The organism is uncultured Catenibacterium sp., assembly GCF_900540665.1.
In the GTDB taxonomy this organism is placed as follows: Bacteria; Bacillota_I; Bacilli_A; order Erysipelotrichales; family Coprobacillaceae; genus Catenibacterium.
Genome location: NZ_UQGV01000010.1, coordinates 1 through 16896, shown reverse-complemented (window position 1 = coordinate 16896; position 16896 = coordinate 1). Strand labels below are relative to the sequence as shown.

The window sequence follows — 16896 nt, the reverse complement described above, 5'->3', positions numbered from 1 at the left end:
TTTTTTTTATATTTTTACCAGAAATAATGAGAAATTCATCAAAAAAAAGAGAAAAATTTAGTAAGTGCCTCTAAAAAGGCGCTGTCGGAGGGTTACGTGAGAAAATAATGTTTTAATAGGAGTATAATAATAGTAAGAAGTACAAATGTTGTGATTGTAAAATATAATATGTACTGATTGTGGTGGTAGTTTTAATTTGATAGAATTATATTAATGATTACAGAAAGAAGGTAAAAATATGGGACGATTAGTTTTGGGATTAGACATAGGGATAACTAGTGTCGGATATGGTGTAATCGATATTGATAAGTATGAATTTGTAGATTATGGGGTAAGACTGTTTAAAGAAGGTACTGCTGCAGAGAATGAAACACGTCGTACTACAAGAGGGCATAGAAGACTTATATCACGTAAAGCAACTAGACTTAATGATATGAAACATTTATTGAAGTCTTTAGGAATTATTAATGATGATTTCCATTCGTTGGATAATGTATATGAAATACGTGTTAAAGGGTTGAAAGAGAAGTTAACTAATGAAGAACTTGCGACTGCAATATTGCATATTACAAAAAGAAGAGGTAGTACAATTGAGACAGTAGATGATACAGAAGAAGCAAGCAAGGAAACTGGTGAACTAAAAGAAATATTACAGGCTAACTCTAAAAAACTTGCAGATGGTAAATATATCTGTGAACTACAGTTAGAATTGCTTAATAGCGGAGAATCTATTAGAGGGCATCATAATAACTTTAAAACAAAAGACTATATCAAAGAGTTAAATGAAATATTAAGTCATCAGGAATTATCAGAAGAAGCATGTGAAGCAATTGTACAGATTGTATCTAGAAAACGTGCTTACTATGAAGGCCCAGGTAGCCAGAAGTCACCAACACCATATGGTCGTTATATTGAAGCATATTAGAAAGAACCAATTGATTTGATTGAAAAAATGAGAGGTAAATGTAGTGTTTATCCTGATGAACCACGTGCACCTAAATTAGCTGTGACTAGTGATATCTTTAACTTATTAAATGATTTAAATAATCTTACTTATAATGGCGATAAGAAGATTACAATGGATCAGAAGGATAAGGTATTTAAGATTATCACTAAGAAAGCGAAGGTTGAACCAAAAGATGTTGCGAAGATTTTAGGAACTGATTTAACTAATATTTCTGGCTTTAGAATCGATAAGAACAAAAAGCCTTTAAAGAGTGAATTTAAAGGATATGCAAAGTTAAAGAAATGTTTTAAAGATTGTGGAGAAACTATTTCTCTTGAAGACTATGAAGTATTAGATCAAATCATAGAAATTCTAACAAATAGAAAAGGTATTGAAGAAAGAAAACAATTATTGAATCTTATTAACTCATCATTAATTACTGATGAAACAGTAGATAAACTTGCAAACCTAGACGGTATTGCGAACTATCATAGTTTATCTCTAAAGGCTATGAGAGAACTAAATGAAGAAATGTATGTTTCTAATTACAACCAGATGCAGTTGATTCAGCAGATTCATAAAGGTAAAGATGTATCTGCATTAAAGGGGAAAAAGTCTATTGAAGCAGATGATACAGCTATTCTTTCTCCAGTAACAAAAAGAGCACAAAGAGAAACGTTTAAGGTAATTAATGCATTACGTAGAAAATATGGTGAATTCGATACGATTGTAGTGGAAATGACAAGAGAAAAGAATTCAGCTGATCAGAAAAAGAGCATTAATAACAGACAGAAGTTCTATGAAGAGAAGAATAAAGAAGTAGATACTTTATTAAAGGAAAATGGTTATAATCCTGATAAGATTAATGGTAAGACTAAAATGAAGGTCAGACTTTATTTGGAACAGGATGGAAAGAGTGCGTATACATTAGAACCTCTTATTCTAGGTGAAGTTATTACTAATCCACGTTATACAGAAATAGACCATATTATTCCAATTTCTATTTCATTGGATGATTCTTACAACAACAAAATTCTAGCAACTGCCAACGAAAACAAAGCAAAGGGTAATAGAACACCAATTGATGCTTATAATAAGCATTTGTTTGATAATCCAACGCTAGGATTAAGTGGTGATTTACAGACTTATATTTCTGTTGTGCAGTCTTCTAAGAGATTTTCTAGAAGAAAGAAAAACTACTTATTGTATAAAGATGATATTACTAAGATGGATGTTGTGCAGAAGTTTATTGCACGTAACTTGATTGATACAAGTTATGCAAACAGAGTAGTATTGAATACCTTGACAGACTACTTTAAAGCAAATGAAATTCCTACTAAAGTATTTACACTAAATGGTAATATTACTCATAAGTTTAGAACACAGATTAACTTACCAAAAGAACGTGAAGAAGACTTTTTACACCATGCAGTAGATGGACTTATCATTGCATCAGTTAAGACAATGGGACTTCTCAATGGTTGTCTTGCAAAGTATGAATTAAAAGATTTATATAATCAGGATACAGGAGAAGTAAAGAAGGTACCTGGTAAAGAAGAATTCTTTGATCCTAAATACATTGAATTTATTTCTACACTAAAGAATATCTATGATGAAAGTAATAAATACTATCGTGGTATTATGACTAGAAACCAATTGGCATATGCGCCAATTAAGATATCTCATAAAGTAGATACTAAACCAAATAGACAGGTTGCAGATGAAACAATCTATTCTACAAGAGTAATAAATGGAGAAGAAATCTTAGTTCAGAAATACAAAGATATCTATGATCCAAAGTTTAAGAATCTGGTAGAAGATATTGTGAACGGTAAAGCAGAAGATAAATATATTATGGCTAAGAAGGATCCTGCAACATTTGAGGAGATTACAAGAATTGTATTAGATCATTATGAAACATTCAAAGATGATCCTAAACAGTATACAAAGGATAAGAAAGGTGTTAAGTTGAAGGGAGAAAACCCATTAACTGCCTATAAAGAAGAATTTGGTAAGATCCGCAAGTTTTCTAAGAAGGGTAATGGCTCTGAAATTACTTGTATAAAGTATTATGCTGAAAAGCTAGGTAATCACATTGATATCAGCAAGAATTATAATACTAAACATGGTAAGAAAGTTATCTTAAAACAGATTAGCCCGTATAGAACGGATTTCTATCGTGATACTGATGGTAAGATAAAGATGGTCACTATTAGATATAAAGATGTTTCTTTTAAGGAATTATTAGGATTATACTGTATTGATAGAGATTGGTATCAGTCAGAAAAGGCTAAGAAAAAGATTAGTGATGAAGCCATATTTCTCTGTTCTTTACATCATGATGAATTAGTTGGAATAGTGAAGGAAGAAGGCCAGAAGTATATTTATGATGATTCTACAGAATCCGATGGTAATACTAAGTATCATGATGGTGTTACCCCAGAAGTAGTTAAATTTACTGCGACAAATAGTGATGCTGCAAATAAAATAGAGGTAAAACCTTTATATACAAAGTCTAAGAAACAACTCATGGTTGCAGTTAATCCACTATTAGATGTTCGTAAATATGCTACGGATGTTTTAGGAAATCTGTATGAAGTAAAAGATAATAACTTGAAATTAGAATTCAAATAGGGTACAATAGTAGCAGGTTATAATCTAGCAAAATAATATATGACCTAGCAAAACAAGGGTTTATCCCGGATTCGGCTCCTATAAGGAGCCTTTTCTTTTTATATTGTTTATGGGTTACAAGGTCATATACATATCACAAGCTGAGCATCTGCATCTATATCTTGATAATTTAAAGGTAGAAAAAGAGAATACTGATATTCTTATTCCAATTGCAGATATTCAGATTTTAGTTATTGATAATTATAAAGCTTATTTAACAGTTCCTTTAATGAACAAACTATCTGAAAAGAATGTTTGTACCATTCTTTGTGGTGTTGATCATCTTCCAAAGACATATATATTACCAATGAATGGGAATTACGCAACAAGTGGTAATATAGCTAAACAAATAGAATGGACAGATGAAACAAAAAAGATTTTACATAGAGAAATCGTAAAACATAAAATAATAAACCAATATATCATATTAAGAAAAAATCATAAGAGTGAAGACGTAGTAGGTAAACTAAAAGAATACAGTGAAACTGTATTAAATGGAGATATCACTAATAGAGAAGGTTTAGCTTCTAAGATGTATTTTCGAGAAATGTATGGAGAAAATTTCGTAAGAATGGACGAAGATGTTGTGAATGCTGGATTAAACTACGGATATAGTATATTCCGAGCACTTATTACATCCATTATTGTGGGTAAAGGTTATTTGCCTAATCTTGCTTTTTTCCATAGAGGTAAACAGAATAGCTTTAATCTAAGTGATGACATAATAGAAGTGTTTAGACCAATAGTAGATGATTATGTTTATAATAATCTGTTAGATGAGATATTGTTTAAAACAGCACATAAGAAAGAATTGATAGACCTCACAAACAAGAAAATAAATATAGATAATAGAAAACAGACAATAGGAAATGCGATTAATCTGTATCTTGATTCAGTTTTTAGATTTATTGATGATCAATCAAATGAAATTCTATTTCCGTTTCCAATTGCATATGACAATGAAATATGAGTTTATGCGTTTAATACTATTTTTTGATCTTCCAGTGATGACACCTAAACAAAGACATACATATAATGTGTTCAGAAGGTATTTGATAAAGAATGGATATATGATGATGCAGTTTTCTGTCTATTGTAAGATATTCGCAAATAGAGAAGCTGCAGTCAAACATATAAATATCCTCAGAAAGAATGTCCCTAAAGAGGGACAAATAAGAATACTTGTAGTGACAGAAAAACAGTATGCAAAAATAGAAATTATTGTAGGTGGCAAATCATTACAGGAAGAAACTGTAAATGTAGAAAGTTTTATAGAACTATGAAACAATTGTTGATTAGTAACGGAAATATTAATAGAACTATTATTATTGATCATACAAAGTATGTATTAGGGTCTAATGCAGTGAATAAGTTCTATATAAAACAAGCTGTAAGACAATATTTTAATAAAACAATAAGTGGATACAGAGAAGAGATTGGTAGTGAATGTTATTTTAAGATTGATGATAATCCAGTAGATAAGAAAAACACGTTCTTTTATGAAGTGACTGAAAACTATTCTATTAATGAGGATGCAAAACTCAGTACGAAGTCTCTTATGCTTAAATATCTAGAGACTTTATATTCTAGTATCGATTATATGGATACATTAAACACATTCAATATACTTGTTGAATCACTATCAGATGAAGTAAGTGAAAATGCATTTGTACAAAGTGAGTTTTCTACATACTCTCCTAAGCTACTTACTAAGTTGGTAACAGCACACTATTATGAAGATGAATCTTATAAGGATGAATATGATTTATCATATGAGGATTTGGTGATATTACAGCTCAATATGATTAATTATATTGCGGTGAATTCTAAGAAATACGCTTATATTATTCTATTTATTGATATTCCTCTTCTTACCGATGAAATAAGAAGTAAAATAGATGAAATATCTAATGATAGGGTATATTGCATAGTATTTTCTAAGACAATTAGAGATGTAGAAATAGAAAATATATGTGTTGAAGAGGATTATTTCTTAGATTTTGCGAATGAAGAAATGGTTTATTATATTTTGAATGAGAAATCAACCAACTTATATACATTGGAGGACATAAAAAATATGATTAATGAATATTTAAAGGATTTAAATAGTAGGGAACATATAAGCTTGATCAATAACTTGATGTCATATTATAAAAAGTAGTTAAAATCTCAATTATGTGATAAAATCAGTTTGAGGTTTTGCTACCATCTATTATTTTGCTAGAAGATGACTTTAACTATATTTTTAAACTCCTCACTATAGTTTTGCTACCATCTATTATTTTGCTAGAAGATGACGCAGGAACAATTGCGGACACAAACTCTAATGTTTTGCTACCATCTATTATTTTGCTAGAAGATGACGCTAAGATTGGGTTAAATAACTTCCGATATGTTTTGCTACCATCTATTATTTTGCTAGAAGATGACTCTCAGCTTCTGTGATCAATATAATGAATCGTTTTGCTACCATCTATTATTTTGCTAGAAGATGACCCGAGTCCGTCATGGTTCTGAATAACGGCAGTTTTGCTACCATCTATTATTTTGCTAGAAGATGACCAAAAGAGTTATCGGCAAATATGACTTCTGTTTTGCTACCATCTATTATTTTGCTAGAAGATGACTTCTCGTCAACTCCAATCGGCTGTAGCAATGTTTTGCTACCATCTATTATTTTGCTAGAAGATGACAATGCACAGTGTGAATCTGTTGTGAGGTGAGTTTTGCTACCATCTATTATTTTGCTAGAAGATGACTATATGCTTTACTATTTTTTATACTCAAACGTTTTGCTACCATCTATTATTTTGCTAGAAGATGACTCATCGCCAGAAAATACGTTCTGTGTGCTGTTTTGCTACCATCTATTATTTTGCTAGAAGATGACAATCAGCAGGAAGTGCTGACCAAATAGCAAGTTTTGCTACCATCTATTATTTTGCTAGAAGATGACGTGAGAATAAGGTATACATATCATCTGCTGGTTTTGCTACCATCTATTATTTTGCTAGAAGATGACTACAGTTGGCTCATAGCCCGATGGCAGTAGTTTTGCTACCATCTATTATTTTGCTAGAAGATGACTATGTAAGATGTGACTGTCAACTGAAGAGTGTTTTGCTACCATCTATTATTTTGCTAGAAGATGACTAAAAAAGACATACATGAATATATATGCCCGTTTTGCTACCATCTATTATTTTGCAAGAAGATGACCTGGTGCAGCATGGGTGCCTTACACCGGTGGTTTTGCAGCTACCATCTATTATTTTGCTAGAAGATGACTCTTGATTCCTAAGGCTTCACTGTCTATAAGTTTTGCTACCATCTATTATTTTGCTAGATTAAGACTATTTGCATGCAGTTCAAAATAACACAACTAATTTGCTACCATATATTTATTTGCTAGATATAACATATGTATTATCGCAAATGATGTTATTCAGTATTTTAACTGATCAAATGATAGTCTAACCAAACACTTAAAAGACCAATTTTAAACGATTGGTCTTTTAAACTTAATCTGTATCCTTACTCCATATCTATCCACTTTTTGATTTCTTGAAATACATAAATCAATCAGTATAATAATTATTGGAAAGGGGTAAACAACTATGAAACTATCAGACTTTCATTCATTTAAACGCAAACTTAACGAACTTTATATTAATGTAAAAGACAGTAGTATGTACAAACAACTCTTCAACAACATCAATGCTTTAGACTGCTTCAATACCTACTGCTTAGGAATAAGTTATCAAATCGTTTCTCACAGTACCCTCTCTAGGGATCATCAAATAGAATTATTAGATGAATTTTACGAAGAAGCACATATACCCTTTGACCCGGAAGAAGTATATACTATGATGGAAAACGGGTCCTATACTATAGAGGAGAATCCTGTATGGTATGGTATAGATGCTATGACATCTAATCGTTCTGGTTCTGTTAATTTCTGCTTATACTACTCTTTAATGACAGGTATGATAGAAGAACAATCAGGCATTAATTACTACAATGATCTTACTAAGCTATTAAGTAGTTTCTTACATTCCTTCGGATATCATACAGATGTATATGTAGATGAGTACATCGCTGAAACAAAACGCTATACAACCACAATGGCTGCCAAATTCATCGAGAACTTCCAGGCAGAATATATGCAGGCATCAAAAAAAGTAAATTAAACGCAAAAAAAAGACTCGAATGGGGGAATATTCAAGTCTTTTTTCTGCTTTTCTTTTCATTTATAAGTATAGCACAAACTGTAATCGCTATCAATAATTATTTTACATATACCCAATCTCACTATATAATGATACAGTATTGATATGGAGGATTAATCATATGTTGGAAAATAAAAAAAATGTATTATTTGATATGGACGGATTACTCATTGATAGTGAAGCCTTAGGAATCAAGATGTGGGAAAAAGTATTCGCTAAACACAATGAACCATTTAACCCAGAAGCTGCCTATAAAACAATAGGTTCAAACGGTCTAGCAGCACAAGAAATGTTAGAGAAAATTACTGGAAATAGATACTACTTTACTCGTTTCAGAGATGATAAAATTAAAGAAACAAGAAAATATTTAGAAACAAACCCTATGCCAGTAAAAAAAGGTGCTCATGAACTATTAACTTATCTAAAAGATAATGGTTATACATTAGTTCTTACTAGTTCAACTTTTGAACCAGACGTACTATTCTCTCTCAAGTCTGCTGGTTTAGATAAGTACTTTGATAAGTTTGTATGTGGTGATCATGTTACTCGTGCTAAACCAAATCCTGAAATATTTAATAAAGCTATTGAAATCTATGGACTAAACAAAGAAGAAACATTCATTTTAGAAGATTCTAGAAATGGTATTATTGCGGCAGATGCTGCAGGTGTTGATGTTATTGGTGTACCTGATTTAGTAGATATTAGTGATATGACACAATCACACTTGTTGTGCATCAAAGAAAATCTTCTAAAAGTACTCGATTTAATAAAATAATTAAAGATTAAAAACCTCTTATTACCTCTATCATGTTACAATAGAGTAGAAAGGAGGTTTTTTATGGATTACAATGGTTTAAGTATTGTATCACCACAATATTATCCTGATGATGAAGAATGGAATGATTTTTTTAGCCTTTGGTATCAGGACTATAATTTAAATACAGATATCACAGAACATTTTCATTATTTAATATCTCATTCCGACTATCTTGTAATGGTTCAAAGACCACTGAATTATGATACTCAAGATTATGAAATCATTTCTGTATCTGGTGAAGATCAACAATCCTATTTACCTGCTTTCACAAGTATAAAGGAGATTACAGACTATATAGACCTTCCTGAACCACAAGTGGGTTATCAGGTAGAAGTAATGGTAGCTTCTTATAAACGTCTCTTAGAAGAGATATATACACGTACAGAAGGTCTGAATGGTTTAGTGATTAATCCTTTCTCACAAAAGCTCATAGCTGATGAGAAACTATTAAATAGTATAGGACATAATACAACAACAGGTATTAATCATCAAGAAGATTTACCAAGTCTTGTACCAGCTAATTTAAAGTTTAGAAAGAATATGAAGATCTATCATTCTAATGGTAAAGATCCTCATATAAAAGAGTTATTAAAAGAAAGTGTAGAAGACCTTATGGAGGATGGGGTCTTTGCCTGTCCAGTACTTGTAAATAAGAAAGACTTATATACAAATAAGACAGGAGAACTTGCTTTGCACACAGGTGCTGATATTTATATCAAACCACTTATGTGTTCTCATGCTGATCCTAATAAACTCTATATTAGTTTATTTACAGGATTAAATGATATTAAAAGAGTGAATCTTGATCATAATGAACCAGATATGGAAATGATTATTACATGTCAATCATTTGAGTTTTACAAGGATATACTCTTTTCTAGTAATGCATTTTGTGGTATTCTCATTAATCCTTTTACAGATCATCTAGGCTTTTCTAAAGACATGCTAGATGAAATGTTTTATAATAAAGAAACTATCAACTAAGGAGGAAAAGAAGTTGAATTACAAACATTTAAAAGATGCTCAAGCATTCACTACATCAAGATGGACTGAATCCCTTGATGCATGGAAAAAAGCTCAGGATGACAAAGAAGTAGCCTACAAAGCATTCCTTAAGAATCTAACAGAATCACATTATTATGGTTATATGAACTTACCAGAAAATGGTGAAAATATTGAATATGATCATTCATTCTTTACTATTTCACTACAGGATGGAAGTAAGAACTTTATTTCTGTTTATACTTCAATGAAAGAACTAGAAAGTAGTATTGCGAAACCTGAAACATCTATGGAAGGAAGAAAAGTAGAAGCAGTAGAAGTCAACTATGCTTTCCTAGCAAAAGAATTAACACTTGCGGATGTTGAACAGATTGATGGTATTGTGATTAACCCATTTAGTGATGACTATATTCTTACAAGAGAAGAATTAGTACAGATTTCTAAACGTTTATGTATTGGTTTAAACAATACAGAAGATTTAGGAAACATCACTCCTGCAAACATCTTTATTAAAGAAGTATGGAAGATCTTCGAAAATTCTAAAGATGATGATAAGAGAGCAGAAATCTTTAGTCATATGATGGAAGCATTTGAGGATGCTTTATTCGCATTACCTATTATAGTGAGAAAAGAAGATTTAGAAGAAGAAGATGGTAATACATATATTATTAGAACAGATGCAGATCTTGCAATCAGAATGTTAACAAGTGAAGCTAATGGTGATCAAGCAAACATTGTCCCAATCTTTACATCACAGGAAGATATTGAAACATTAGATGGCTGGAATGCTGAAGATGAAGAAAGAAAAGCATTACTAATGACTGCTGATCTTGAGACTCATCTAGGAGGACTTAATAATGGTGAAAACTTTGATGCACTCGTTATTAATCCATTCACAGATAATATTGTACTTACAAAAGAAATCCTAGCTGCAATGGGATTAGTAGAAGGGGAGGAGTAAAAGAATGAGTAAACCATTATTAAACACAACACTAGTAGAAACAACTGCTGATAAAGATTGGAAAGAAAGCTGTGGTAAATATGGAGAAGCTTCTTTTACTGCCACTAAACTAGAAGATGATTTAATGCATACATTAAAGGCTTCTACATTCTTAACATATATTTCTGTAGACGATGATGATGAAGATGAAGATTTATACTTCTTACAGACAGTATGTGATGATGATGGAGATGAATGGTATGCTATTTATACTAGTGTAGAAAATGCACAGAACTCTTCTATTCTAGAAGATGCTGATTTCCCAGATCGCCATAATGTATTAGTAGAAGCAGACTATGAATTCTTATTAAATGAATTATTTAATACAGGTGATGATGAAGTCTATGGTATGGTCATTGATCCAGAAACAGAAGCATTTACTCTAACTAGAGATACATTAAGCCATATGGGTATTGAAGAAAATGAAGGTGTAGACCATCATGAAACAATTGGTCATAGAGTACCAGGTAATATGGAATTCTCTTGGTTATATGATGAATATATGGAAGCACAAGGTGAAGAAGAAAAAGAAAAATTCGGATTACTTATGGATGATATTGTATCACGTTCATGTCTTGCATTAATGGCTATTGTAAATGAATCTGATTTAATGACTTTACCAGATGGTACATATGAACTAAAAAAAGAATCGTCTATGATTATTCCTTCATTATCTGCAGAAGATGAAGAAGGTAACGAAATGAGTTATTTACCACTCTTTACATCTAATGAACAGATTGATAAATGGGGCATCAAAGACAATGTTAAATTACAGGAAGGTCAGGTATTAATCAGCGACTGTCGTCCATTTGATGAGCACATTGCCACATTCTTAGGTACTGGTGACTATGATGCTTTATTAATCAATCCATTTGATCAGGCATTTATTATCAGCAAGGATTTCATCAACACCATAAGTGGAAATACAGAAGAAGACGAAATACCTGCTGCATAAACTAAATATAGGGGTACAACATGAAAAAACTTTGGAAGGAATTCAAAGAATTCGCATTCAAAGGCAATGTCATTGATATGGCTGTCGGTGTTATTTTAGGTACTGCCATCACTGCTGTTGTTACATCTCTTGTACAGGACATTATCATGCCTGTATTATCTGCAATCATCAAGATTCCATCTGATATTACAGAACTTACACTTAAAGTAAATAATATTAATATCAAGTATGGATCATTCCTTTCTAACCTCATTAACTTCTTATTAATGGCTTTCTGTATCTTTATCTGCATTAAAGCGATTAATAAGGTCATAAGTTTCCGTAAGAAGGAAGAAGAAGCAGTCCCTGCACCAAAACCAGAAGACATTGCATTATTAGAAGAAATCAGAGATCTTTTAAAAGAAAAAAAATAAGCACATAAGTGCTTATAATGTAGGATCTTCTAGATCATCATTAAGATAAGTCGTTCTCTTAGACTTATCTTTTTTTATTTGGTCTGTACTAAAAGTGACGGTTTCTTTTGTATGAGTAGGTGCTGTATTGACAAGATTCACACCTAATGACCATTCTTCTAGTTCTTCCTCTAGAGTATCTGCATCCTTTGCTTTTACTTTAATAGCCATACACTTCACCTCTTTCGAATTAATTATATACATAATGTACTCTTTTTAAAAGCGAATAATAATGTTAAAATATGGGAAAGGAGTGAAATCATTATGATAATAGACTTAAACCAGATTCTATCTATTTTTAATATAGATTATGAAATAGTAAAAGAAAATAATAAACTAGGTGGAGCTTCTTTACCTAAACAGTTTAATCAAGGAGGAGAAATAAGAGCTCAATTCCTCTCACGTAAGTTCTCATTAATTTATGACCCGGATAAAATCAAACCTGAATGGGATCAAGTAGGACATAAGAAGTATGCCATGTTGTTTATGGAAGATAATCCAGGTATCATCTATCAGAAAACAGGATTCACATCTCAATCAGGTTATTTTGTACTAAAGTATGACAATGTAAAATACAAGATGTATAAAGTAGGATTAGAAACAGGCTATGTTTATCCTATCTATGATGGATCTACATTAGTAGCCTGTATTGTGGCTGATAAATCCATCTTCAATGAATTAAATCTCTATCATATTTATGCATCAAGTAAATCATATGCTTATATCGCAACTGTATTTGGCTTATATCTAGATGCCTGCATCCAGTTAAAGCATGGTCCTCTTATTACTTCACCAAGCTTTATTTCTGGAAAGAGCCTAAGAAAGAAATATGATCCTGCTTTTATTGAAAAAATAAAGGATATGGAAAACAAAGCGTAACAAAAATATTGTTGTTATAGAAAAAGTATGCTAATATGACTTTGGGAGTCGTATTACGATTAGAATAGCTCTTGGAAAGGTCTGAAATAGGGAGTCAGATCTTTTTTTATATATGTTCATACTTAGTTCATATACTAAGACTATAGTAATACCTGTAAAGAGGGCCACTCCCTAATAATAAAAGCGTCCTGTTTACGATTCATAAATAAAACTCCCTTCTAATTGTATTAAAATGTTTTTTAGAACCACTGGCTCTCCTCCAGTGGTTTTTACTTGTTTTAAAATAGTAGAAGACTATAATATACTTAGATGCCGACTTAGCTCAGTAGGTAGAGCAACATACTCGTAACATGTAGGTCACAGGTTCGATTCCTGCAGTCGGCACCATTTGTTTTGTACAAGTCATATATTTTGTCTATCTATTCGTTACAGCCCTTTCTCTTGCATAAAAGAAGAATATCACATATAATAAAAACGCAATAATATTCGTCTAGTCGCGGAAATATATTGCGTTTAGACCAGGTGGCAGTGCACTTGGTTTTTTATTTGTCTCAATTGACAACGCTTACACTATAGAGTAAACTATATATAGAAAGAAGTGATCCTGGCGGTATGATCTTATTATATATTGTATATATATGATAAGTATGATAACCAGGATCATTTTTATTTGGGAGGATTTGTTATGAAGATTATGGTACGTGCTGATGATTTAGGTTACAGCAAAGGTGTGAATTATGGTATTTATGATACCGTTAAAAATGGTGTGATTAAGAATATTGGCTTTATGGTGAATATGCCTGATTCTGTAGAAGGATATGAACTTGTAAAGGATTTAGATATCTGTTTAGGACAGCATACTAATGTATGTGTTGGTACTCCTATCAGTGATCCAAAACTCATTCCTAGTCTTGTAGATAAAAACGGACAATTTAAATCAAGTAGAACATATAGACAAAGTAAAGAAGACTTTGTAGTACTAGAGGAAGCCATTATAGAAATAGAAGCACAGTATGAAAGATTTAAAGAGATAACACATCTTGAGCCTTCTTATTTTGAAGCACATGCAGTGGCAAGTGAGAATCTATTAAAAGGAATAGAAATAGTAGCAAATAGACATCATTTGAAATTCAATGATATTTCTTTTGATGGAACACCCGTTGATCTTGCGGGAGAAAAACTCTATATGCATATGGAAAGTATGAAGGAAGGGTATGATCCTTTTAAATCATTTAAAGAAATGGTAGAAAATGCGCATGATGATGGATGTGATTTATTAGTTTGTCATCCAGGTTATCTAGATGCACAAATACTACGTACTTCTTCTCTCACTCTTGATCGTACAAAAGAAGCAGAGATGTTATGTTCAGAAGAACTCAAAGATTATCTAAAAGAACATGATATACACTTATATACATACGATGAAATAGGACGATAAAAGCTGCCATGATCGGCAGCTTTCTTTTTATTTACACATAATTTTAATAATTTCCTGGTCAGTAGAAGCCATACCTTGACTTCCTAATACACCGATGTTATGGATTGTATTTTCTATACCCTTAGAAATAATACCATCTCCACCATAGAACTGCTGACCATTCATATACATATCATAACCTAGAATACCAGCTTCTACACTCACTGCAATCTTTGCAGCACAACTTGCTTTAGCACCATCACAGATAATACCAGAAGTAATAGCTAAGGCATTCACAATTGTATGATTCATTACTTCTTCACTTGCACCCTTTAAATAAGCTAGTCCGGCACCACATGCAGCACCCGCACTCACTGCACCACAGAAAGCAGATAAACGACCAATCTCGGTCTTTAAATGAATGGCTGTTAAGTTAGAAATCACAAGAGCACGGTATAATGCTTCTTTATCTAAATGATCTCTTTCTGCATAAATAATAAGCGGTACAGATACAGTTAATCCCTGGTTACCACTACCAGAATTAATAACGACAGGTAGTTCACAACCATTCATTCTTGCATCACTACCAGCTGCTGCATAGGCCTTTAATAGACTTGGTAAATCTTTTCTAATCGCAATCACCTTACCAATATTAGCTCCATAATCACCATGCATTCCTTCTTGTGCAATGGCAGTATTACATTCAATCATCTGATCTAATAACTCTTTTACATCATCAATCTCTACTTCCTTCGCAAAAGTATAAATATCATGCATAGTAAGAGTTAAGTAATCTTCATCAATAGTCTGCTTTAATGCTTCTCCACATACAATAGTTTTATTATCTTTTGTCATTTCTACAATATGTGTATGTGTTCCCGCAATATGTACCATTGCTTCATGATCATCATTAGATACAGTTAAACGAATATCTAAAGTATAAGGGGATTCTAAAGGCTTAACCTTAATAGAAGCACTTTTCATGAGTTCAGTCATCGCAATAATATCTTCTTCCTTCACATGACTGATAACCTCTAATTCCGCTTCTGCATCTCCACCTGTAATCCCAATACAGGCAGCTGTTTCAATACCTTTGTTTCCATGAGTATGAGGCACAATAACACTCTTGACATTCTTGATGATATTGCCACTGACTTCAATCAATATCTTATTTGGCATATCTCCTAATGTCTTTCTTGCAAGACTTCCTGCATATGCAATTGCGATAGGTTCTGTACATCCCATGGCAGTTACGAGTTCCTTATTTAAGATTCTTACATAAGTCTCATATAGTTCTTTATCCATTTTTTTCTCCTTTTAAAAAGGCAATGCATACATTGCCTTATTGATCAATTTCTTTTCTATAAATGTCAAAACTGCTTACTATCATCGCAAATAAGAATCCAGTTGATACAAAGAAGATTGTGTAATCTAATAATCCATGAATATAGATCATCACAATATAGCCTACAATTAAAGCAACTAGAGTAGGGTTGCACTTTTTTCTTGATAAGCGATATAAACGTTTAATATTTTCAATGAAGAACGGTGCAATCACTAATAACCCAATAATCCCAAAACATAAAACAGGATCAATAAAGATATTATGTGAATGCTGTGTAGGATGCCCATTATATTGTGCATAAATATGCCAATATGTCATAGGTCCTTCACCAAATAAGAAATGTGTCTTAATGTTCTGAATAGCAACTTCCCAGATATGTTTTCTTACACCTAAGTATTTCACAATATTGCTCATACGTGGAATATATTGAGGTTTTGCGATAAAGAAACCAACACCTGCTGCACCTACAGCACAAATACTACCAAAACTCTTATAATTACGATTAAACAACAACATAATCGCAAGACCACCAGCAAGAGCAGGCCATGCAGTACGACACCCTGTTAAATAAAGACAGAATAAGTTAAGTAATGTGATTAAACCAATAATCACAATCTCTTTAATATGATCCATGAATCCATGATTATGTGTATACTTCAAGAACTTATAGAAGAGAATAGCCACAAAGAACTCAATCATCATTGCATAGTAGTTCGCATTAAAGAACATCGCATTCGTACGATACTGTGGCGCATTAAATACAACCAGATACCATCCCTCAAGATCAAACTGTCTTAAGATGAATACATATTCAATAATAGCCCATACACTCGCAAATACACTTAAACCAATCACTAGGTTCAACATTGTATCAAATAGTTCTTCACTTGCATGACGTCTATACACAAGTGTCATACTATATAACATTAAATATCCTAATGATACACCAGCTCCTGGCCAGTTCTGATAGAAGATACTAGTTAAGAAAATAAGTGCTGAAAAGAAAATAATATATTTACTGCGTTTTGTTTCTTCATAACCTTTCTTTACTTCACCCTGTTTGATCCATTTAAAGAATATAATTGCATGAATCACTACAGTAATATAGAAAGGAAGGAATATTGCGGCAATCGCAATCAGAAAATCACATTGTACAGAATCAAAACGTGACTTTAAGTTTT

14 protein-coding genes, 1 tRNA gene, 1 pseudogene and 1 CRISPR repeat array are annotated in these 16896 nt (G+C 32.0%); of the genes and pseudogenes, 13 read left to right on the top strand and 3 right to left on the bottom strand.

Translation table 11 applies throughout. From position 1 onward, the window contains the following. The first annotated feature begins 238 nt into the window (after positions 1-238). From cas9 to mscL, 10 genes and pseudogenes are all read left to right on the top strand, one after another. Positions 239-3580 (top strand): annotated as a pseudogene (gene cas9, locus QZQ55_RS02520) (type II CRISPR RNA-guided endonuclease Cas9). 109 nt (positions 3581-3689) lie between these two features. Next, positions 3690-4589, top strand: a complete 900-nt coding sequence (gene cas1, locus QZQ55_RS02515) for a type II CRISPR-associated endonuclease Cas1 (protein WP_117459809.1) — start codon at positions 3690-3692, stop codon at positions 4587-4589. Between the two features lie 4 nt (positions 4590-4593). Then, positions 4594-4902, top strand: coding sequence for a CRISPR-associated endonuclease Cas2 (gene cas2 / locus QZQ55_RS02510; RefSeq protein ID WP_233503290.1), 309 nt, complete (start codon positions 4594-4596; stop codon positions 4900-4902). Then, the gene (locus QZQ55_RS02505; protein WP_117459811.1) at positions 4899-5780 is read left to right on the top strand and encodes a hypothetical protein; all 882 of its coding nucleotides are present in this window, start codon (positions 4899-4901) and stop codon (positions 5778-5780) included. Before cas2 ends, QZQ55_RS02505 begins: the two co-directional genes overlap by 4 nt. A 35-nt stretch (positions 5781-5815) precedes the next feature. After that, positions 5816-7039: a CRISPR direct-repeat array (repeat unit 36 nt; unit sequence GTTTTGCTACCATCTATTATTTTGCTAGAAGATGAC). Positions 7040-7236: 197 nt separating this feature from the next. Then, positions 7237-7809, top strand: a complete 573-nt coding sequence (locus tag QZQ55_RS02500) for a hypothetical protein (protein WP_295089478.1) — start codon at positions 7237-7239, stop codon at positions 7807-7809. A gap of 160 nt (positions 7810-7969) precedes the next feature. Then, the gene (locus QZQ55_RS02495; RefSeq protein WP_295089475.1) at positions 7970-8623 is read left to right on the top strand and encodes an HAD family phosphatase; all 654 of its coding nucleotides are present in this window, start codon (positions 7970-7972) and stop codon (positions 8621-8623) included. 63 nt (positions 8624-8686) lie between these two features. After that, entirely contained in the window at positions 8687-9649 is a 963-nt protein-coding gene (locus QZQ55_RS02490; RefSeq protein WP_295089472.1) for an SseB family protein, read from the top strand. 13 nt (positions 9650-9662) lie between these two features. After that, a complete protein-coding gene (locus QZQ55_RS02485; RefSeq protein WP_158546359.1) occupies positions 9663-10628 on the top strand; it encodes an SseB family protein in 966 nt (321 codons plus the stop codon). 4 nt (positions 10629-10632) lie between these two features. Then, a complete protein-coding gene (locus QZQ55_RS02480) occupies positions 10633-11622 on the top strand; it encodes an SseB family protein (protein ID WP_117459820.1) in 990 nt (329 codons plus the stop codon). Between the two features lie 20 nt (positions 11623-11642). Then, positions 11643-12035, top strand: a complete 393-nt coding sequence (mscL, locus tag QZQ55_RS02475) for a large conductance mechanosensitive channel protein MscL (protein WP_295089469.1) — start codon at positions 11643-11645, stop codon at positions 12033-12035. 12 nt (positions 12036-12047) lie between these two features. Here mscL and QZQ55_RS02470 read toward each other — a convergent pair whose 3' ends face one another. After that, the gene (locus tag QZQ55_RS02470; RefSeq protein WP_295089467.1) at positions 12048-12245 is read right to left on the bottom strand and encodes a hypothetical protein; all 198 of its coding nucleotides are present in this window, start codon (positions 12243-12245) and stop codon (positions 12048-12050) included. A gap of 93 nt (positions 12246-12338) precedes the next feature. Here QZQ55_RS02470 and QZQ55_RS02465 point away from each other — a divergent pair, with 93 nt between their 5' ends. The 3 genes from QZQ55_RS02465 (at position 12339) to QZQ55_RS02455 (ending at position 14391) form a co-directional block, all read left to right on the top strand. After that, complete coding sequence (locus QZQ55_RS02465) at positions 12339-12953, top strand: hypothetical protein (RefSeq protein ID WP_295089466.1); 615 nt, start codon at positions 12339-12341, stop codon at positions 12951-12953. Positions 12954-13264: 311 nt separating this feature from the next. After that, positions 13265-13340 (top strand) — tRNA-Thr (locus QZQ55_RS02460). Between the two features lie 298 nt (positions 13341-13638). Beyond that, positions 13639-14391, top strand: a complete 753-nt coding sequence (locus tag QZQ55_RS02455; protein ID WP_117458942.1) for a ChbG/HpnK family deacetylase — start codon at positions 13639-13641, stop codon at positions 14389-14391. 27 nt (positions 14392-14418) lie between these two features. On the opposite strand, the gene QZQ55_RS02450 is transcribed toward QZQ55_RS02455, so the two are convergent. After that, positions 14419-15675 carry a serine dehydratase subunit alpha family protein gene (locus QZQ55_RS02450; protein ID WP_295089464.1) on the bottom strand — a complete coding sequence of 419 codons (1257 nt, stop codon included), beginning with the start codon at positions 15673-15675 and terminating at the stop codon, positions 14419-14421. A gap of 37 nt (positions 15676-15712) precedes the next feature. Then, positions 15713-16896 (bottom strand): O-antigen ligase (locus tag QZQ55_RS02445; protein ID WP_295089462.1); only part of this gene is annotated, 1184 nt, incomplete at its 5' end.

Bases quoted from the DNA above. Each gene is read 5' to 3' on its own strand.
- QZQ55_RS02490 (WP_295089472.1), top strand. From the start codon at position 8,687: ATGGATTACAATGGTTTAAGTATTGTATCACCACAATATTATCCTGAT.
- QZQ55_RS02465 (WP_295089466.1), top strand. From the start codon at position 12,339: ATGATAATAGACTTAAACCAGATTCTATCTATTTTTAATATAGATTAT.
- QZQ55_RS02500 (WP_295089478.1), top strand. From the start codon at position 7,237: ATGAAACTATCAGACTTTCATTCATTTAAACGCAAACTTAACGAACTT.
- QZQ55_RS02505 (WP_117459811.1), top strand. From the start codon at position 4,899: ATGAAACAATTGTTGATTAGTAACGGAAATATTAATAGAACTATTATT.
- QZQ55_RS02480 (WP_117459820.1), top strand. From the start codon at position 10,633: ATGAGTAAACCATTATTAAACACAACACTAGTAGAAACAACTGCTGAT.
- QZQ55_RS02495 (WP_295089475.1), top strand. From the start codon at position 7,970: ATGTTGGAAAATAAAAAAAATGTATTATTTGATATGGACGGATTACTC.
- QZQ55_RS02450 (WP_295089464.1), bottom strand. From the start codon at position 15,675: ATGGATAAAGAACTATATGAGACTTATGTAAGAATCTTAAATAAGGAA.
- mscL (WP_295089469.1), top strand. From the start codon at position 11,643: ATGAAAAAACTTTGGAAGGAATTCAAAGAATTCGCATTCAAAGGCAAT.
- QZQ55_RS02455 (WP_117458942.1), top strand. From the start codon at position 13,639: ATGAAGATTATGGTACGTGCTGATGATTTAGGTTACAGCAAAGGTGTG.
- QZQ55_RS02470 (WP_295089467.1), bottom strand. From the start codon at position 12,245: ATGGCTATTAAAGTAAAAGCAAAGGATGCAGATACTCTAGAGGAAGAA.
- cas1 (WP_117459809.1), top strand. From the start codon at position 3,690: ATGGGTTACAAGGTCATATACATATCACAAGCTGAGCATCTGCATCTA.
- cas2 (WP_233503290.1), top strand. From the start codon at position 4,594: ATGCGTTTAATACTATTTTTTGATCTTCCAGTGATGACACCTAAACAA.